General features: G+C 58.2%; 19 protein-coding genes. 7 read left to right on the top strand and 12 right to left on the bottom strand.

The window, feature by feature from the left end:
* Nucleotides 1–56: 56 nt before the first annotated feature.
* From OHJ17_RS06670 to dapA, 5 genes are all read right to left on the bottom strand, one after another.
* Nucleotides 57–2,060 carry a tRNA(Met) cytidine acetyltransferase TmcA gene (locus tag OHJ17_RS06670; protein WP_032420342.1) on the bottom strand — a complete coding sequence of 668 codons (2,004 nt, stop codon included), beginning with the start codon at nucleotides 2,058–2,060 and terminating at the stop codon, nucleotides 57–59.
* Between the two features lie 9 nt (nucleotides 2,061–2,069).
* Complete coding sequence (locus tag OHJ17_RS06665; RefSeq protein WP_002913800.1) at nucleotides 2,070–2,945, bottom strand: KPN_02809 family neutral zinc metallopeptidase; 876 nt, start codon at nucleotides 2,943–2,945, stop codon at nucleotides 2,070–2,072.
* 119 nt (nucleotides 2,946–3,064) lie between these two features.
* Nucleotides 3,065–3,778: a phosphoribosylaminoimidazolesuccinocarboxamide synthase gene (gene purC, locus OHJ17_RS06660; protein ID WP_002913801.1), complete on the bottom strand. Its 714-nt coding sequence runs from the start codon at nucleotides 3,776–3,778 to the stop codon at nucleotides 3,065–3,067.
* A gap of 228 nt (nucleotides 3,779–4,006) precedes the next feature.
* Nucleotides 4,007–5,041 carry an outer membrane protein assembly factor BamC gene (bamC, locus tag OHJ17_RS06655; protein ID WP_004149279.1) on the bottom strand — a complete coding sequence of 345 codons (1,035 nt, stop codon included), beginning with the start codon at nucleotides 5,039–5,041 and terminating at the stop codon, nucleotides 4,007–4,009.
* Between the two features lie 16 nt (nucleotides 5,042–5,057).
* On the bottom strand, nucleotides 5,058–5,936 hold the full coding sequence (gene dapA, locus OHJ17_RS06650; protein ID WP_002913803.1) for a 4-hydroxy-tetrahydrodipicolinate synthase: 879 nt from the start codon (nucleotides 5,934–5,936) through the stop codon (nucleotides 5,058–5,060).
* 153 nt (nucleotides 5,937–6,089) lie between these two features.
* On the opposite strand from dapA, the gene OHJ17_RS06645 reads away from it, so the two are divergent.
* On the top strand, nucleotides 6,090–6,656 hold the full coding sequence (locus tag OHJ17_RS06645) for a glycine cleavage system transcriptional repressor (protein WP_002913804.1): 567 nt from the start codon (nucleotides 6,090–6,092) through the stop codon (nucleotides 6,654–6,656).
* A 3-nt stretch (nucleotides 6,657–6,659) separates the two neighbouring features.
* Nucleotides 6,660–7,130 (top strand): thioredoxin-dependent thiol peroxidase, encoded by a 471-nt coding sequence (bcp, locus tag OHJ17_RS06640; protein WP_002913805.1) that lies wholly within the window; start codon nucleotides 6,660–6,662, stop codon nucleotides 7,128–7,130.
* A 61-nt stretch (nucleotides 7,131–7,191) separates the two neighbouring features.
* On the opposite strand, the gene OHJ17_RS06635 is transcribed toward bcp, so the two are convergent.
* Both OHJ17_RS06635 and OHJ17_RS06630 read right to left on the bottom strand, forming a co-directional pair.
* Nucleotides 7,192–8,253: an AI-2E family transporter gene (locus OHJ17_RS06635; protein ID WP_002913806.1), complete on the bottom strand. Its 1,062-nt coding sequence runs from the start codon at nucleotides 8,251–8,253 to the stop codon at nucleotides 7,192–7,194.
* A 54-nt stretch (nucleotides 8,254–8,307) separates the two neighbouring features.
* Nucleotides 8,308–8,424, bottom strand: a complete 117-nt coding sequence (locus tag OHJ17_RS06630) for a hypothetical protein (protein ID WP_004221267.1) — start codon at nucleotides 8,422–8,424, stop codon at nucleotides 8,308–8,310.
* Nucleotides 8,425–8,475: 51 nt separating this feature from the next.
* On the opposite strand from OHJ17_RS06630, the gene bepA reads away from it, so the two are divergent.
* The 3 genes from bepA (at nucleotide 8,476) to OHJ17_RS06615 (ending at nucleotide 11,348) form a co-directional block, all read left to right on the top strand.
* The gene (gene bepA, locus OHJ17_RS06625; RefSeq protein ID WP_002913807.1) at nucleotides 8,476–9,939 is read left to right on the top strand and encodes a beta-barrel assembly-enhancing protease; all 1,464 of its coding nucleotides are present in this window, start codon (nucleotides 8,476–8,478) and stop codon (nucleotides 9,937–9,939) included.
* A gap of 9 nt (nucleotides 9,940–9,948) precedes the next feature.
* Nucleotides 9,949–10,308 (top strand): arsenate reductase (glutaredoxin), encoded by a 360-nt coding sequence (arsC, locus tag OHJ17_RS06620; RefSeq protein WP_002913810.1) that lies wholly within the window; start codon nucleotides 9,949–9,951, stop codon nucleotides 10,306–10,308.
* Nucleotides 10,309–10,436: 128 nt separating this feature from the next.
* Complete coding sequence (locus OHJ17_RS06615; RefSeq protein ID WP_002913812.1) at nucleotides 10,437–11,348, top strand: Rpn family recombination-promoting nuclease/putative transposase; 912 nt, start codon at nucleotides 10,437–10,439, stop codon at nucleotides 11,346–11,348.
* On the opposite strand, the gene OHJ17_RS06610 is transcribed toward OHJ17_RS06615, so the two are convergent.
* The 5 genes from OHJ17_RS06610 to bglK form a co-directional block, all read right to left on the bottom strand.
* Nucleotides 11,345–12,046, bottom strand: a complete 702-nt coding sequence (locus tag OHJ17_RS06610; RefSeq protein WP_020947395.1) for a DnaA inactivator Hda — start codon at nucleotides 12,044–12,046, stop codon at nucleotides 11,345–11,347. The genes OHJ17_RS06615 and OHJ17_RS06610 overlap by 4 nt on opposite strands.
* 98 nt (nucleotides 12,047–12,144) lie before the next feature.
* Entirely contained in the window at nucleotides 12,145–13,431 is a 1,287-nt protein-coding gene (gene uraA, locus OHJ17_RS06605) for a uracil permease (protein ID WP_002913824.1), read from the bottom strand.
* Nucleotides 13,432–13,526: 95 nt separating this feature from the next.
* Entirely contained in the window at nucleotides 13,527–14,153 is a 627-nt protein-coding gene (gene upp / locus OHJ17_RS06600) for a uracil phosphoribosyltransferase (protein WP_002913827.1), read from the bottom strand.
* Nucleotides 14,154–14,370: 217 nt separating this feature from the next.
* Entirely contained in the window at nucleotides 14,371–15,804 is a 1,434-nt protein-coding gene (locus OHJ17_RS06595; protein WP_002913829.1) for a 6-phospho-beta-glucosidase, read from the bottom strand.
* Nucleotides 15,805–15,813: 9 nt separating this feature from the next.
* Nucleotides 15,814–16,707: a beta-glucoside kinase BglK gene (gene bglK / locus OHJ17_RS06590; protein ID WP_023285416.1), complete on the bottom strand. Its 894-nt coding sequence runs from the start codon at nucleotides 16,705–16,707 to the stop codon at nucleotides 15,814–15,816.
* Between the two features lie 263 nt (nucleotides 16,708–16,970).
* Here bglK and purM point away from each other — a divergent pair, with 263 nt between their 5' ends.
* Both purM and purN read left to right on the top strand, forming a co-directional pair.
* Nucleotides 16,971–18,008: a phosphoribosylformylglycinamidine cyclo-ligase gene (gene purM / locus OHJ17_RS06585; RefSeq protein WP_002913836.1), complete on the top strand. Its 1,038-nt coding sequence runs from the start codon at nucleotides 16,971–16,973 to the stop codon at nucleotides 18,006–18,008.
* Entirely contained in the window at nucleotides 18,005–18,646 is a 642-nt protein-coding gene (gene purN, locus OHJ17_RS06580) for a phosphoribosylglycinamide formyltransferase (RefSeq protein ID WP_004145656.1), read from the top strand. Before purM ends, purN begins: the two co-directional genes overlap by 4 nt.
* Nucleotides 18,647–18,660: the final 14 nt, after the last annotated feature.

The raw sequence follows: 18,660 nt of genomic DNA, 5'->3' as shown, positions 1-18,660 counted from the left end.
CGGGCAGTGTACGCCGCTCGCCAGATATGACCATGCCATTTAACTGAATGAGTTAGTTAAAAAAATTGCAGATGCGCCACCTGCTGACGCAGCGCATCAGCGCGCGCTGCATCAAGGAAGCGCAAGGCGTCAGCGGCCTCCCGACGCCATCTCGCCTGCAAGGCTTTACGCCCCGTCAGCTGCAGCACGGCGCAGAGTGCGGCCTCCTCTTTGCCCTGCAGTCGTCCCCGCAGGGCCGGCAACGGCATGTCGGCCTGCATCAGTAGGCGGTTGAGGCAGCCCAGCGCCGCGGCCAGCGGGCGGTGGGCGAAGGCAAAGCTCGCCGCTTCCAGCCAGTCCTCATCACTAAGCATAGCGTCTGCGACGGCCGGCAGCGGCGCGGATTCCTCTCGCCACGGGCGAAGCCAGTATTCATCGCGCTGCAGCCGCTGCGCCTCCCGCTGCGCCAGCTGGCGCCCTGCCGCGGTCAACGGATAGAGGGCCATCGCCGTATAGCAGCCGCTGCTGGCCTCGCGATGGGTACCCAGCCGTACGAGGGTAAACCCGCAGCGTTGCCAGAAGCGCCACAGCTCAGCGGTATAGCCGAAGCTGACGGAGAGATAGTCATAGCCAGCGGCATCGGCGGCGATATCGGCGATCATCTTCCGCCCCAGGCCTTCCCGCTGGCGGGTGGGATGGACAGCGATCCGACTGACCCGCAGCCCGCGCAGCGTCGCCGCCAGGGGACTGCCGCCGTGCGCCGCCAGCGACTGGGCGACCAGATTCCCGCGCGGCCGGCGAAAACCCGCCCATACCGCCCGGCTCAGTTCGCGAGAAAGTCCCCCCTCGGCCACCAGCCACAGGGCGCCCGCTACCGCGCCGCCGGCGCGAGCGCAGCGGAAAGCCTGGCCCGGAGCATCCATCATGCGCCGCAGATCGAGCGGGGAAGTTCGGTAATGCGCCCCGGACAATAGCTGGTACATCGCCTCCGGTAGCGCTGGCTGCGTTTGCCAGCAGGACTGATTGACCGCCTCCAGGGCTAGCTCCCCCATCGGCGCGTCGCGAAATGCCTCATCGTTAAAGATAAGCAACTGACTGATGGCTGACTCCAGCGGACAGCCCGCCGCCCAGCGGATCGGGGCGTTCAGGGTGAACGATTGCAGATGGGGCAGACTGGCGCAAAATTTCAGCAGGAACCCGCGACCGGTGCCCTCGTACCCTTGCACCGTCGTGGTGAGTAGCGTGCGGGGAAAACGGCTCACCAGTTGCCGGAGAAGCGGAGCCGGGATAGCCGCGGCCTCATCGACTATCAGCCACGCCGCCTTTTCTTTCGACGCCAGCAGCGCATCGGGCGCCATAAAGCGCAACGTCTCCCCGGCAAAGCTGGCCAGCACCTCGACAGCGCTACGCGTTGGGGCGGTGACGATGGCCTCGCCCCCAAGCTGGCGCAGGAGCATGCCCGCCAGCGCGGACTTCCCCCGTCCACGCTCCGCCGTCACCGCCGCGATACCGGGCGGCAGGCGTATCAGTTGCTCAAGGATTGCCGCCTGCTCGGCCTGCGGGCGGCCATCGGCGGGATGCCAGTCGGGACGCGGGGCGGCCAGCGGGAAACGTGGCCGGTCCGACTGCCGCCAGAGCAACACCTCCGGATCGGCGATAAACTGCCGACAGCAGCGGTGAACAAAGTTAGGGGTAACGATAGGGTCAGGCGTATCGCTCCAGCGCAGAGAGTCCTCATCCGCCCGGGTCGGCCAGTCGGCGAAGGGGGGCGTCAGCAGCACCAGCCAGCTTCCCGCCCGCAGCGTGCCGCTCAGGGCCGCCATGGCGGCCACATCAAACCCGCGCCGGGCATCGAAAAAGGCGTGCATCACTTCCCGCCCCAGCAGCGTTTTCAGCGCGCCGGGCGCCACGCAGGGCGCAGAAACCGGCTCGGGGCCAACCCACAGGCCATCGCCGCCGAGCCTCTCCCGTAGCGCCTGCGCCTGCTGCAGCGTCCAGCTCTCATCGCCGCTGAGCACCAGCAGGCGACGGATCCCCTCCCGCGCCATTTGCGCGGTGAGGTTAAGCAGCGCGTCCATCATGGGGGACGATTACAGCGCGCTGCCGAAGGTATTGCACTGCGCCGGATCGCCGCTATCGAAACCGCGTTTGAACCAGGTGTAGCGCTGTTTCGAGGTGCCGTGGGTAAAACTGTCCGGCACCACGCGTCCCTGGCTCTGCTGCTGTAGACGATCGTCGCCGATGGCCTCGGCGGCGTTCAGCGCCTCCTGCAGATCGCCAGTTTCCAGAATATCCTGCTGCTGCATATTATGACCCCAGACGCCGGCGAAGCAGTCTGCCTGCAGCTCCATCTTAACCGACAGGCGGTTGGCTTCGGCCTGCGTGGCATGCTGCTGTTGCTGGCGGACCTTCGGCTCAATGCCCAGCAGTTTTTGTACGTGATGACCCACTTCATGAGCAATGACGTACCCCTGGGCAAAGTCGCCGTCGGCGCCCAGTTTATTTTTCATCTCATCGTAGAATGACAGGTCGATATAGACCGTACTGTCGGCAGGACAATAGAAGGGGCCCATCACCGACTGACCGGTGCCGCAGCCGGTACGGGTCGCGCCGCGGTAGAGCACCAGCTTTGGCTGCGGGTACTGGCGGCCCATCTTTTCAAAGATCGGCCCCCAGGTATCTTCGGTGGTAGCCAGAATGACGGAAGTAAACTTCGCCGCTTCATCGTCTTTCGGACTGATGGAGCGCTGCGTGGAGGTCTGCTGCTGCGGCATCGGTTCGCCGGTCAACATGCCGGTCAAATCCACGCCGTAGTAGCCCGCCACCAGCACAATAATCAGCAGTACAATGCCGCCCTTCCCGCTCGGCAGACGGAAGCCGCCGCCCCCGCCGCCGCCAAACGGCGAGCCTGATTGTCCACGTCGATCTTCAACATTGTCGCTTTCGCGACGCCCTTGCCAGCGCATAAGCACCTCATTCCCTGTTATGTATCAATAGCAGAGATCGTAGGCGGTTCAGCGCAGGATTACCACAGGAAACAGCAAGAGACGCCAGAAGATGAGGCCATCTTCTGGCGGCGGGCGGGTTAGTCGAGCTTAACGCCCAGGCGGTGAGCCACTTCTTCGTAGGCTTCGATCAGGCCGCCAAGGCTCTGGCGGAAGCGGTCTTTGTCCATTTTATCGAGGGTGTTTTTATCCCACAGGCGGCTGCCGTCCGGCGAAAACTCGTCGCCCAGCACCACTTCGCCTTTGAACAGACCAAACTCCAGCTTAAAGTCCACCAGAATCAGACCGGCGTCATCGAACAGTTTTTTCAGCACGTCGTTGGCTTTGTAGGTCAGCTCGCGCATCCGCGCCAGATTCTCTTTACTCACCCAGCCGAAGGTTTCGCAGTAGGAGTCGTTGACCATCGGATCGTGCATAGCATCGTTTTTCAGGAACAGGTCGAACAGCGGCGGATTCAGCTCGATACCTTCTTCAATGCCTAAACGTTTTACCAGCGAGCCTGCCGCACGGTTACGCACCACGCACTCTACCGGCACCATATCCAGTTTTTTCACCAGACATTCGGTATCGGAGAGCAGCGCTTCCATCTGGGTAGGGATGCCCGCTTCTGCCAGTTTACTCATAATGAAATGGTTGAATTTGTTGTTCACCATGCCCTTACGATCGAACTGCTCGATGCGCGCGCCATCACCTGCTGACGTATCGTTACGGAATTCCAGTACCAGCAGGTCCGGATTATCGGTGCTGTATACTGTCTTCGCCTTACCACGATACAACTCAGCTTGCTTTTTCATCTTTCACTACTCCAGTGATATTGAGCCTAAAAATACGTTTCCACCTATACACAAAATCATTCAAAGTGCATCGAGGCGGCAACTGAGCGAATCCCCAGGAGCTTACAAAAGTAAGTGACTGGGGTGAACGAAGGCGGCCAACAAAGAGGCAATTTGAAGGATGATGTATATACGCACACGTTTGCGTCACTATATATTAAAAGGGCCGGATTGCTCCAGCCCTTTTGATTACTTGTTAAATGCGGCCTGGAATACGGCTACCAGGGCGTCATTTTGCGACTGCGTCAGGGTGTGGCCTTTCGGGTCGATAAACTGCAGGCTACTGCGGTTATCGAGGTCGCCGACCTGCAGTTTGTAGTCGCCGGAGACCAGCTGCGGGTCACGTGCGCCCAGCTCCTGCCAGCTGCTGTCAGACAGCGGCTTATAGGTCAGCGCCATGCTGCCCTGAGAGCGCGTGCTGTCGGTCACTTTCATCCCCACTTTCTCGAGGGCGCCAGGCAGACGCTGCCACACCAGGTTAAACGGCGCGCGAACTACGAGCATCGGCAGGCCGGTATCGTCGGCGGCGCTCTGCACGTCGAAGGTGGCCCCCGCGCTGCGCTGGGCGGCGTTCTGGGCGCTGGTGGCATTCATGTCAAGGCCTTCCGAAATGACGTTCAGCATAGCGGTGCTGTAGCGCTGCAGAGACGCCGGATCGGCAACCGGTTTACCCGCCTGCTCCAGATTCACCAGCTTAACGACCACCGCTTGCTGATAACCCTGCGGTTTGACGGAGATTTGATAACGACCGCGATACTGCTGATCTTCATCAAGACGGTTCCACTCAACCCAGTCGGTGTTCAGCGTCTGGCTCGCATCATCGCGCTTGGCGATAACGTAGTTCTTCGCCTGAAGAATACTGGTGACCTGTGCCCACAGCGAACCGCTGCGGCCGTTCTCGACCATCAGCGTCGCGGTATCGCCGTTAAACTGGGTCCGCGCACCGCTCACCAGCGCCAGCGGCTGCGCCGGCGGACGAATGTCCAGCGCTTTACCGACCGCGCCGGTGCTGTTAGCCACCGGAATATTGTAATCACCCACCTGAATCGGCAGGATCATCCCCGCCGGCGCGTGAAGTTCGCTCAACGGTGATGCCTGTAAATAGGCCTCATCACCGCTCACCTGACGCTTATAGCGCGAGTCGGAACTACAGGCCGCGAGGAGTAGAACCAGCGAAACACCCGCAACCTTCGCCAGGCGCGACTTCTGTACTGAGTAAGCCATCAAATCTCCCTAAACTTTACAGCAAACCGGCATGCTTCAGCGCGGCAGTGACGGCTTCACGACCATGATCGGTGATAGGCGTCATCGGCAAGCGCAGCGTATCGGTCGCCACAAGACCCAACGCCTTGCATCCCCATTTCACCGGGATAGGATTGGGTTCGACAAATAATTTTGTATGCAGTGGCATCAGACGCTGGTTAATCGCACGAGCTTCGGCAAATTGACCCGCCAGCGCCAGACGGCACATGTCGGCCATTTCGCGCGCCGCCACGTTGGCCGTAACAGAAATCACGCCTACGCCGCCGAGCTGCATGAAGTCCATACCGGTCGCATCGTCACCGCTCAGCAGAATAAAGTCGTCTGAAACCAGCTCTTTGATCTGGTGAACGCGACTTAAGTTCCCTGTTGCTTCCTTAATACCGACAATATTTTTAATTTCCGCCAGACGGCCAACGGTTTCCGGCAGCATATCGCAACCGGTACGGGACGGCACATTATACAGAATTTGCGGCAGGTCAGTATGTTCGGCGATAGCTTTAAAGTGCTGGAACAGGCCTTCCTGGGTCGGACGGTTATAATAAGGAGTGACCGTCAGGCAGCCAACAACACCGCTGTCGTTAAAACGTTTGGTCAGGCTAATCGCCTCTGCGGTTGCATTGGCTCCCGTTCCAGCGATAACCGGAATACGCCCGTCGGCCAGCTCCAGCGTCATCATCACCACGTCGCCATGCTCTTCATGGCTCAGCGTTGCGGATTCACCGGTAGTCCCTACCGAAACGATCGCCGAGGTTCCGTTGGCGACATGGTAATCAATCAGTTTTTTCAGGCTTGTCCGGCAGACATTACCGTTTTCATCCATCGGCGTGACAAGCGCTACAATACTTCCCGTGAACATGGGCCATCCTCAGAGCAGAAGTGCGACAAGATTCTCAATGTTACGTTTGGAGCTGTAATAAAAGCAAGAGACCCGACGCCATCAGGGATGTTGTATGGCGGTTTTTTTTATGCTTTCCTAATGTTACCTCACCTTTTTAAAGGAAGAACAGGTTTGACAGCCTCATTACAACACTATCTGGTTATTACCGCCCTGGGGGCTGACCGTCCCGGCATCGTGAATACGATCACTCGCCACGTCAGCAGCTGCGGTTGTAATATCGAAGACAGCCGGCTGGCCATGCTCGGTGATGAGTTTACGTTTATCATGCTGCTTTCCGGGTCGTGGAATGCGATTAACCTGATCGAATCAACGCTGCCGCTGAAAGGCGCGGAGCTGGAGCTGTTGATCGTGATGAAACGCACCACTGCGCGCCCACCGCAGGCCATGCCAAACACCGTTTGGGTCCAGGTTGAGGTGCCGGACTCACCGCATATCATCGAGCGCTTTACTGCCCTGTGCGATACATGGAATATGAATATTGCGGAGCTGGTGTCCCGCACGCAGCCGGGAGACGGCGATTCCGCGCAGCTTTTTATCCAGATAACTGCCCACAGTCCTGCGACGCAAAATGCAGCAAATATCGAACAAGCGTTCAAAGCCCTATGTACAGAACTGAACGCACAAGGCAGTATTAACATCGTTAATTATTCACAGCATGATGAACAGGATGGAGTTTAACCCATGACCCCACTGAAAGCCGGTGATATCGCACCGAAATTTAGCTTACCGGACCAGGACGGCGAGGAAGTAAATTTAACCGACTTCCAGGGACAACGTGTCCTGGTTTATTTTTACCCGAAAGCCATGACCCCGGGCTGCACCGTCCAGGCGTGCGGCTTGCGCGATAATATGGACGACCTGAAAAAAGCCGGCGTTGAAGTGCTGGGCATCAGCACTGATAAACCGGAAAAACTCTCCCGTTTCGCCGAAAAAGAGCTGCTGAACTTTACGCTGCTGTCTGATGAAAACCATCAGGTTTGCGAGCAGTTTGGCGTCTGGGGCGAAAAATCCTTTATGGGGAAAACCTACGACGGGATCCACCGGATTAGTTTCCTCATTGATGCCGATGGCAAAATCGAACACGTCTTTGATGATTTTAAAACCAGCAATCACCACGACGTGGTGCTGAACTGGCTGAAAGAAAACGCCTGATGCAAAGCAAGACGCCGGGAGAGGAAGCCCTCGCCCGGCGTCTTTTTTTATTCTCATTGCCTTAGTCGTCGACCGCCAAACCATCCGGCCAGGCATGCACCACTGCTTTAATCAGCGTGGCCAGCGGAATGGCGAAGAAGACGCCCCAGAATCCCCACAGTCCGCCAAAGATCACCACCGACAGGATAATTACCAGCGGGTGTAAATTGACCGCTTCCGAGAATAGCACCGGAACCAGCAGGTTACCGTCCAGCCCCTGAATAATCAGATAGACCGCAAACAGGCTCCAGAACTCGGTGCCAGCGCCAAACTGAAACAGCGCCACCCCCACCACCGGAATGGTCACCACAAACGCGCCGATATAGGGGATCAGCACCGAGAAGCCGACCAGCACCGCCAGCAGCAACGAGTAGTTGAGGCCAAAGAGGATAAAGCCTATCCAGGTGGCGACGCTGACGACAATCATCTCCAGCACCTTGCCGCGAATGTAGTTGGTGATCTGCTGGTTCATCTCTTTCCACACCTGCCCAGCAAGCCCGCGATTGCGCGGCAGAACGCGGCGCACCGCGTTGAGCATCTGCTCTTTATCCTTCAGCAGGAAGAAGACCATCAGCGGCACCAGCACCAGATAGACCGCCAGGGTGAGTAACCCCACCAGCGAAGCCAGAGAGTACTTAACCACCGAGTCGCCCACCGTCAGCATCCGGGTGCGCATATTTTCCGCCATCGCATCGATAATGCCGGCATCCATTAACGCCGGATAGCGCCGCGGCAGCGTGGCGGCGAAATCAGAGAGCTTATTTAGCATGCCCGGCATATCGCGGATGAGGTAGATCCCTTGCTGCCAGGCTACCGGCAGCACCACAAAGGCCAGCAACAGCAGGATGCCCACAAAGAGGATCAGCACCAGCGAGGTGGCCCAGGTGCGCGACAGACCGATGCGCTCCAGACGAACGGTCGGCCACTCCAGCAGATACGCCAGCACGATAGCCACCAGCAACGGGGCCAGCAGGCCGCTGAAAAAGAACATAATGCCGAAACCGGCAAGCAAAATAACCAGCAGCGCTATCGCCTCAGGGTCGCTGAATCGACGGCGGTACCACTGCATTAACATCTCAAGCATAAAACCTTCCCTGAAGGGCCAAGCGGCGACAATCCGGGGAATTGTATCGAAATGTCACAAAAAAGACTTCGCTTTTTGATGCGCCGCAGTCAAACCGTTCTCCGCCATGAAGAACATATTTTCAAGGCGGCCAACGCCAGCTAAACTCGCTGGGATGCGGCCAGGGAACATTACGCCGCACAATCGGTCAAACTGGCACACCCACATTACAGGACAGAGGTTATGTTCAGGCAGTTGAAGAAAACGCTGGTGGCGACCGCGATCGCGTCGCTGACGCTGGGTTCGATAGGTCCTGCTTTTGCTGACTCCGCAGATACCCTGCCGGACATGGGAACCTCCGCAGGAAGCACGCTGTCAATCGGTCAGGAAATGCAGATGGGGGATTACTACGTCCGCCAACTGCGCGGTAGCGCGCCGCTGATCAACGACCCTCTGCTGGTGCAATATATCAACGGGCTGGGTATGCGTCTGGTGGCTCACGCCAACTCGGTGCGTACCCCGTTCCACTTCTATTTGATTAATAACGACCAGATCAACGCCTTCGCCTTCTTCGGCGGCAATGTGGTCCTCCACTCCGCCCTGTTCCGCTACTCTGATAACGAGAGCGAACTGGCCTCTGTCATGGCGCACGAAATCTCCCACGTGACGCAGCGGCATCTCGCCCGCGCGATGGAAGATCAGAAACGCAATGCGCCGCTGACCTGGGTCGGTGCCCTGGGTTCGATTCTGCTGGCGATGGCCAGCCCGCAGGCCGGAATGGCGGCCCTGACCGGGACGCTGGCCGGTACTCAGCAGGGTATGATCAGCTTCACTCGCCAGAACGAAGAAGAGGCCGACCGGATTGGCATTCAGGTTCTGCAGCGCTCGGGTTTCGACCCGCAGGCTATGCCGATGTTTATGGGTAAACTGCTTGACGAGTCGCGCTACTCGACGCGACCGCCAGAAATGCTGCTCACCCACCCCCTGCCGGAAAGCCGACTGGCCGATGCCCGTAACCGCGCCAACCAGATGCGCCCGGTGGTGGTACAGTCCTCGGCGGACTTCTATCTGGCGAAGGCGCGTACCCTCGGGATGTACACCAACGGCGACAACAAGCTGGGCACCGATCTGCTGAACGCCTGGGATAAAGGCAATATCCGCCAACAGCATGCCGCCCAGTATGGTCGCGCTCTGCTGGCGATGGAAAGCAACAACTTTGACCAGGCACGCAAAACGCTGCAGCCGCTGCTCAACGCCGACCCGCAAAATGCCTGGTATCTCGATCTGGCCACTGATATCGACCTCGGACAGAAGAAAACCAGCGACGCCATCAATCGCCTTAAAAACGCCCGCGAGCTGCGTACTAATCCGGTGCTGCAGCTGAACCTGGCCAACGCCCTGCTGCAGGGCGGGCAGCCCGGGGAAGCGGCGACCATTCTGAACCGGTATACCTTTACCTATAAAGAGGATGGCAACGGCTGGGACCTGCTGGCCCAGGCGGAAGGCGCGCTGGGCAATCGCGATCAGGAGCTGGCGGCGCGGGCTGAAAGCATGGCGCTGGTCGGCCAGCTGGAGCAGGCGATTTCCCTGCTCAGCAGCGCCAGCTCGCAGGTGAAACTGGGTAGCCTGCAGCAGGCACGTTACGATGCCCGTATCGATCAGCTACGCGATCTGCAGGCTCGCTTCCGTCCCTATCAAAAAATGTAAGGAGACCCCATGACCGACGCGGTAAAAATTTACCATAACCCACGCTGCTCCAAGAGCCGCGAAACGCTGAGCCTGCTGCAGAGTCGCGGCATCGATCCTGAGGTGGTGCTTTATCTTGAGACGCCACCGGATGCCGGGACGCTGCGCCAGCTGCTGCAGCTGCTGGGTATGGAGAGCCCCCGCGAGCTCATGCGCCAGAAAGAGGATCTGTATAAATCGCTCAATCTGGCCGACCCGGCTCTCAGCAACGCGGCGCTGATACAGGCGATGGTCGACAATCCGAAACTCATCGAGCGCCCTATCGTCGTCAGCCGCGGCCAGGCGCGTATTGGCCGCCCGCCGGAACAGGTTCTTGAGATCGTAAGCTAACTCACCCGCGCCGCGTTTGCGCGGCGCTTTTTTTTACGTGGGCGATTCCAGATCTTTCACGCCAATATCTCCCGCCCGCCGGACGGTGCTACTGTTCATCCATCGCTCAATCCACTGGACGGATGAACATGAAAAAGCCGACCTCCACGCCCCATGACGCCGTGTTTAAGACCTACCTCTCCCATCCCGATACCGCCCGTGATTTCCTGCAACTGTATCTGCCCGAGACGCTGCTTAAAGTGTGCGATCTGCGTACGCTGCATCTCGAGTCCGGACATTTTGTCGAAGACGATCTGCGTCCCTTTTACGCCGACATTTTGTATTCCCTGAAAACCACGGCGGGCGACGGTTATATTTATGCGCTTATCGAACACCAGAGCACGCCCGACCGGCATATGGCCTTTCGTCTGATGCGCTACGCCATCGCCGCCATGCAGCGCCATCTCGATGCCGGCCACGATCGCCTGCCGCTGGTGATCCCTGTTCTCTTCTACCACGGTCTGGTGAGCCCCTATCCGTTCTCTCTGCGCTGGCTCGATGAATTCGTCGCTCCGGAGCTGGCCGGCCACCTTTATCACGGGGCGTTTCCGCTGGCGGACATAACCGTCATTCCGGATGACGAGATTGCCACCCACCAGCGCATGGCAACGCTGGAGTTACTGCAAAAACATATTCGACAACGCGATCTGGCGCAGCTCCTCGACAAGCTGAGCGAATTATTATTGACTGGACTGGCGACGGAATCGCAGGTACAAGCCCTGATGCACTATCTGGTACAGGCAGGCAACACGCGCGAGCCGATTAAATTCATTCGCGAGCTGGCGTTACGTACGCCGCAGCATAAGGAGACGTTGATGACGATTGCGGAATATCTGGAACAACAGGGGCTGGAGCGGGGCCTGGCGCAAGGCCGTCAGGAAGGACGGAAAGAAGAGGCGCAGCGCATCGCTGTCGCTATGCTGCACAGCGGCCTTCCGCGCGACCTGGTCGCCCGGTTGACCGGGCTGACGGAGCAGGAGCTGACTCCCCTGGCGGACTAAAGCTTAAGGATCTCTTTCACGAAGGGGATCGTCAGCTTGCGCTGAGCGGTAATCGAGGCATGATCCAGCTGATCGAGGGTCATAAACAGCGAACGCATCTCGCGATCCAGCCGCTTCAGCAGGAAGCGGCACACATCTTCCGGCATCTCGAAGCCGCGCAGTCTGGCGCGCAGCTGCAGCGCCTGCAGTTTGTCTTCATCCGACAGCGGCTGCAGCTTATAGATCTGCCCCCAGTCCAGCCGTGAGGCCAGATCCGGCAGGCCAAGATTCAGCTGCCGCGGCGGCCGATCGCCGGTGATCAGCAGCCGGGTTTTGCCTGATTCCAGGATCCGGTTATAGAGATTAAAGATGGCCATCTCCCAGGGCTCATCGCCGGCGACGCACTCGATGTTATCGATGCACACCAGCGCCAGCTGTTCCATCCCCTCCAGCACCTCGGGCACAAACCACGTCCGTTTATCCAGCGGCACGTAGCCTACCGCATCCCCGCGCTGGGAAAGCTCCGCGCAGGCGGCGTGTAACAGGTGGCTACGACCTGCCCCTTCACGTGACCAGATATAAATGTACCCGCTGTGTTCCTGGCGCAGTACGTTCTGGAGGGCGGCAAGTAGGGAAGGATTATCACCCGGCCAGAAACTCGCGAAGGTTTCGTCGTCAGGAAGATACAGTGGCAAAGAGAGCTGTGCCGGTGCGTTCAGATGGACCTCAACATAGGCTTACAGAAAAACGCGAAGAGTTTACCACAGATTTAGGTCAGGAGAGAACCGGGCGGGATCGCCGCCCGGTCAGGCGATCGTTATTTAAACTCTTCGCTATCCGCCGCGTCGAGGACCACCTCTTCCGGACGCAGGACGCTGATAAGCTTGAAAATCAGGCTGAGGGCGATGCCCACGATAGTCGCCAGCGCCATCCCTTTCAGCTCGGCGGCGCCAATGTGCACTTTAGCGCCGCTAACGCCGATGATCAGGATCACGGAGGTGAGGATCAGATTCTGCGCTTTACTGTAATCCACCTTCGATTCAATCAGTACGCGGATCCCCGAGGCGCCGATCACCCCGTACAGCAGCAGGGAAACGCCGCCCATCACCGGCACCGGGATGATCTGGATAGCCGCCGCCAGTTTGCCGACGCAGGAGAGCAGAATCGCAATGATCGCCGCGCCGCCGATTACCCAGGTGCTGTAGACCCGGGTAATCGCCATCACGCCGATATTTTCACCGTAGGTAGTGTTGGGCGTCGAACCGAAGAAGCCGGAAACGATCGTCGACAGGCCGTTGGCAAACATCGAACGATGCAGGCCCGGGTCGCGGATCAGATCGCGCTTAACGATATTGGCGGTCACCACCAGATGCCCCACGTGCTCGGCAATCACCACCAGCGCGGCGGGCAGTATGGTGAAGATAGCAAACCACTCAAAGCGCGGAGTGTAGAAAGTCGGCAGCGCGAACCAGTGCGCCTCGGCGATCGGGGTGGTATCGACCACGCCCATCACAAACGACAGCGCATAGCCCACCAGCACGCCGATCAGGATCGGAATAATCGCCAGGAAGCCGCGGAACAGCACGGATCCGAACACCGTCACCGCCAGGGTCACCATCGAGATAATAATGGTTTTACTGTCCGGTGACTGGCCGTCGGCCGGCAGCAGCCCGGCCATATTAGCCGCCACGCCCGCCAGTTCGAGGCCGATAACCGCCACGATGGCGCCCATCGCCGCCGGCGGGAACATCACATCCAGCCAGCCGGTACCGGCTTTTTTGACAATAAAGGAGACGAGGCAGAACAGCACGCCGCACATAATAAAGCCGCCCAGCGCCACTTCGTAGCCCAGCGGCAACAGCAGCAGCACCGGGGAGATAAAAGCGAAGCTTGATCCCAGATAAGCGGGAATTTTGCCTTTACAGATAAAGAGGTACAACAGCGTACCGATGCCGTTGAACAGCAGGACGGTGGCCGGGTTAATGTGGAACAGAATAGGCACCAGTACCGTTGCGCCAAACATGGCGAACAGATGTTGCAAACTAAGCGGGATTGTCTGTAAAAGCGGCGGTCTTTCACTCACCCCGATGGCACGGCGCGTCATAGTGTATTCCTCTGAGAGTCGTCTGTTATTTGCTGTGGATTACTTTTATTCAAAAAAAAGCCGACTCTCAAAGTCGGCTTTTTTCGCGGTATATTTTATTTCGTTCCAAAAATCTTGTCGCCGGCATCGCCGAGACCGGGAATGATATACCCGTGCTCGTTCAGTCCCTTATCGACAGAGGCGGTGTACAGCTCAACGTCCGGGTGGGCTTTCTCCAGCGCGGCAATCCCTTCCGGCGCCGCCACCAGCACCAGCACCTTGATGCTGGTGCAGCCGGCGTTTTTCAGCAGATCGATAGTGGCGATCATCGACCCACCGGTGGCCAGCATCGGGTCAACGACCAGCGCCATACGTTCATCGATGTTAGACACCAGTTTCTGGAAGTAAGGCACCGGCTCGAGGGTTTCTTCATTGCGATAGATACCGACCACGCTGATACGCGCGCTTGGCACGTGCTCCAGCACCCCTTCCATCATGCCGAGGCCAGCGCGCAGGATAGGCACAACGGTAATTTTCTTGCCCTTGATCTGCTCGACTTCCACCGGACCGTTCCAGCCTTCAATAGTGACTTTCTCAGTCTCCAGATCGGCGGTGGCTTCATAAGTCAGTAAGCTGCCCACTTCTGAGGCGAGTTCACGGAAGCGTTTGGTGCTGATGTCGTGCTCGCGCATCAGGCCTAGCTTGTGTTTGACGAGTGGGTGTTTGACTTCCACAATCTTCATTCTCTTTCTCCTCTGAGGGGCAGCCACAAAAAAAATCGCGGGATTATACCGCTTTTTGCGGATTGTGCCATACCCATCTTGCTTGACGTATATCAAGCAAAGTGATTTAGAGACAAAAAAACCGGAGGCGAGGCTCCGGCTTGGGTGCGGGGTGCAGTCCATACGCTTACGCGGGCCTACGTGTATTGTAGGTCGGTTAAGCGTTAGCGCCACCCGACTACGACAGCTTCTCCCCGTTGCTGGCAATTACCTGCTGATACCAGGCAAAGGACTTTTTCCGGCTGCGTGCCAACGTGCCATTGCCTTCATTATCTTTATCGACATAAATAAAGCCGTAGCGTTTTTTCATTTCCCCCGTGCCGGCGGAAACCAGATCGATACAGCCCCAGGGGGTGTAGCCCATCAGATCGACGCCATCCTCGACCACCGCCTTTTTCATCTCCGCGATATGGGCGGAGAGATAATCGATACGATACTGGTCATTGACGCTGCCGTCCGCTTCGCGGACATCAATCGCGCCAAAGCCGTTTTCGACAATAAACAGCGGCAGCTGGTAGTGATCCCAGAACCAGTTCAGCGAATAGCGCAGGCCGACCGGGTCAATCTGCCAGCCCCAGTCCGACTTTTTGACGTACGGGTTGGAGACCAGGCTGGTGGTTTCATCATAATCAAGCAAGGGGTTGTCTTCGGTGGCTTTGGTAGCGAACGACATATAGTAGCTAAAGCCAATGTAGTCGACACAGCCCTCGGTTAACGCCTGACGATCGGCTTCGGTGATATCCAGAGTAAAGCCGCGGCGGGCAAAATAGTTGAGCAGATGCTGCGGATAGCGACCGCGCACGTGGACGTCGGTAAACCAGTAACGGCGGTGCATGGCGTTCATCGCCATCATCATATCGTCCGGGGCGCAGGTCAGCGGATAGATGGGGCACATAGCGATCATGCAGCCAATCTGCAGCGCCGGGTTGATCTCGCGCGCCGCTTTCACCGCCAGGGCGCTGGCCACCAGCTCATAGTGCGCGGCCTGGTACATCACCGGTTCCCGGTCTTCATCCGGCAAATATTTCAAACCGGAGTTGGTGAAGGGGGCAAAGTCCTCATGGAAGTTGGCCTGGTTGTTGATCTCGTTAAAGGTCATCCAGTACTTCACTTTATGTTGATAGCGGGTGAAGACGACCCTGGCAAAGCGCACGAAAAAGTCGATTAGCTTGCGGTTGCGCCAGCCGCCGTACTCGGTGACCAGGTGATAAGGCATTTCAAAATGCGACAGCGTAATGACTGGCTCAATGCCGTGTTTCAGGCATTCGTCGAACAGATCATCATAAAACTGCAGGCCAGCCTCGTTGGGCTCCAGCTCATCGCCCTGCGGGAAAATACGCGTCCAGGCAATCGAGGTGCGAAAACATTTGAAGCCCATCTCGGCAAACAGCGCCAGGTCTTGTGGATAACGATGATAAAAATCGATCGCCTCATGGTTCGGGTAGTTTTTCCCGGCCACCACGCCGTCGGTAATTTCCCGCGGCACGCCGTGGGCGCCGGCGGTCATCACATCCGCCACGCTGATCCCCTTGCCGCCCTCCTGCCAGCCGCCCTCTAACTGATGCGCTGCGACCGCGCCGCCCCACAGAAAACCTGCTTTAAATCCGGACATAGTCTCTCCCTAATGTCGATCGTCGTCTGGCGAACGATACAGCTGATTAAAATGGTAAACCGCGCCAATCAGGCCGGCATCGTTACCGTGACTGACGGTATCGAGATAGTCGGCAATGCCGAACCAGGCCAGATGCTGGCGCAGTAGCGTCAGAAATCCTGGGCGTTCCACAACGCCGCCACCGATAAAAATGGTCTGCGGATCGAAGATATGGACGAGGTTATAAAGGCCATGGCCCAGGCCATTGAAGAACTCGGCGACCAGACGCTGACAAACCGGGTCGCCGGCGTCATAGCGGTCGAAAATCAGTTCGCCTGTCACGCTATCCAGCGGCGCGCCAATATATTGCGCATAGCGATGGCGCAGCACCCGCAGAGTGCAGTTCTCATTCATTGAATAGCGACGAGGATCGCGTCCGCCGGGACGGTCGGTAAGCATATAGCCGAATTCGCCGGCACGAAAACGCGCCCCGTTGATCAGCTGGTGTTGGCAGAAAATCGCCCCACCGATGCCAGTACCGATAGTGAGTACCAGAAAATTGGCCATCTCCGCCGCTTTGCCCTGCCAGCGCTCGGCCAGCAGCACACAGTTGGCGTCGTTTTCCACCGAGACCGGCAGCCCGGTTCGCGTCTCGAGCCACGATTTCATGGCGAAGTTATCAAATCGACGGATAGCGCCGCCCATGGTGATAAGACCGCTGTGCGGATCGATATAGCCCGGCGCGCTGATGGCTATTCCTTCACACGACGGATGGGCCGCCAGCCACGACAGCATTGCCTGTAAGATCCGATCGCCATCGCTGTCATTGATTGACTGCCTGGCGGTTTCCAGCAGCCTGCCGTCGCGGGCCATCACGCCCATCTTTAACGCGGTGCCACCGATATCAAATGCCGCAATCTTCATTCATCCCTCTCCTGACCCGCGTCAATCACCGACAAAATGCGTGGCAAACCAACACGGAAACCGGTTTCAGTCGTATAATGAGGATTCCTTTACGTAGAGGCAAGCACCAGACTGTACCCGGTTTCATTTTCGTGAGCAGTATCAAATTTAACCATTCATCAGCGGTTTTACGCCAACTGTAAAGCAGGCTCGCAAACGTTTGCTTTCCCTGTTAGAATTGCGCCGATTTTTCTTGCTTACCGCAAACGCGTGGAGACTTCGCAGTGACCGATAAAACCTCTCTCAGCTATAAAGATGCCGGCGTGGATATTGATGCAGGCAACGCTCTCGTCGACCGTATTAAGGGCGTGGTGAAGAAAACCCGTCGCCCGGAAGTGATGGGGGGACTGGGCGGATTCGGCGCGCTGTGCGCACTGCCGCAGAAATACCGCGAGCCGGTACTGGTCTCCGGCACCGACGGCGTCGGTACCAAGCTGCGTCTGGCAATGGATCTGAAGCGTCACGACACCATCGGTATCGACCTGGTCGCCATGTGCGTGAACGACCTGGTGGTTCAGGGCGCTGAGCCGCTGTTTTTCCTGGATTATTACGCCACCGGTAAACTGGACGTCGATACCGCAGCCAGCGTCATCAACGGCATCGCCGAAGGCTGCCTGCAGTCCGGTTGCGCGCTGGTCGGTGGTGAAACCGCAGAGATGCCCGGGATGTACCACGGCGAAGATTACGACGTGGCGGGTTTCTGCGTCGGGGTAGTGGAAAAATCAGAAATCATCGACGGCAGCAAAGTGACCGATGGCGACGTGCTGGTGGCGCTGGCGTCCAGCGGCCCGCACTCTAACGGCTATTCGCTGGTGCGTAAGATCATTGAGGTTAGCGGCGTTGACCCACAAACTACCGACCTTGACGGTAAACCGCTGGCCGACCATCTGCTGGCGCCAACCCGCATCTATGTGAAATCGGTGCTTGATCTGATCGCCAGCGTTGACGTCCACGCTATTGCCCACCTGACCGGCGGCGGCTTCTGGGAAAACATTCCGCGCGTGCTGCCGGATAACACCCAGGCGATCATCGATGAGTCCTCGTGGCAGTGGCCATCCGTCTTCAACTGGCTGCAAACCGCCGGTAACGTCAGCCAGCATGAAATGTACCGTACCTTTAACTGCGGCGTAGGGATGATTATCGCCCTGCCGGCAGCGGAAGCGGACAAAGCGATTGCCCTGCTGAATGACAAAGGTGAAAACGCGTGGAAAATCGGGTATATCAAAGCCTCCGATTCCGAACAGCGTGTGGTCATTGCATGAAAAACATCGTGGTGCTGATTTCCGGTAGCGGCAGCAATTTGCAGGCGATCATCGACGCCTGCGGCCGGAAACAGATAAACGGCACCCTGCGTGCGGTATTCAGTAACAAGGCTGATGCGTTCGGCCTTGAGCGCGCGCGCCTGGCCGGCATCCCGGCCCATGCGCTGGCGCAAAGTCAGTTTGCCGACCGGGAAGCGTTCGATCGTCAGCTGATGCATGAAATCGACGCCTACGCCCCGGATCTGGTGGTGCTGGCAGGCTATATGCGTATCCTTAGCCCGGCGTTCGTCAGCCACTATCAGGGACGTCTGCTGAACATCCATCCCTCGCTACTGCCGAAGTATCCTGGCCTGCATACTCATCGTCAGGTGCTGGAGAACGGTGACGAGGAGCACGGCACCTCGGTGCACTTCGTCACCGATGAGCTGGACGGTGGGCCGGTTATTCTGCAGGCCAAGGTGCCGGTCTTCGCTGGCGACAGCGAGGAGGAAATCACGGCGCGGGTTCAGGCCCAGGAACATGCCATTTATCCGCTGGTCATCAGCTGGTTCGTCGATGGACGTCTGCGCATGGCAGGCAACCACGCCTGGCTGGATGAGCGACAGCTTCCCCCGCAGGGCTATGCCGCCGACGAATGAACAACCAGCCCCGC

This window comes from Klebsiella sp. KP20-425-1 (genome assembly GCF_025813515.1).
Classification (GTDB): domain Bacteria; phylum Pseudomonadota; class Gammaproteobacteria; order Enterobacterales; family Enterobacteriaceae; genus Klebsiella; species Klebsiella pneumoniae.
Note: the sequence above shows the minus strand (reverse complement) of the source record. Positions and strands in the feature narration are given on the sequence as shown.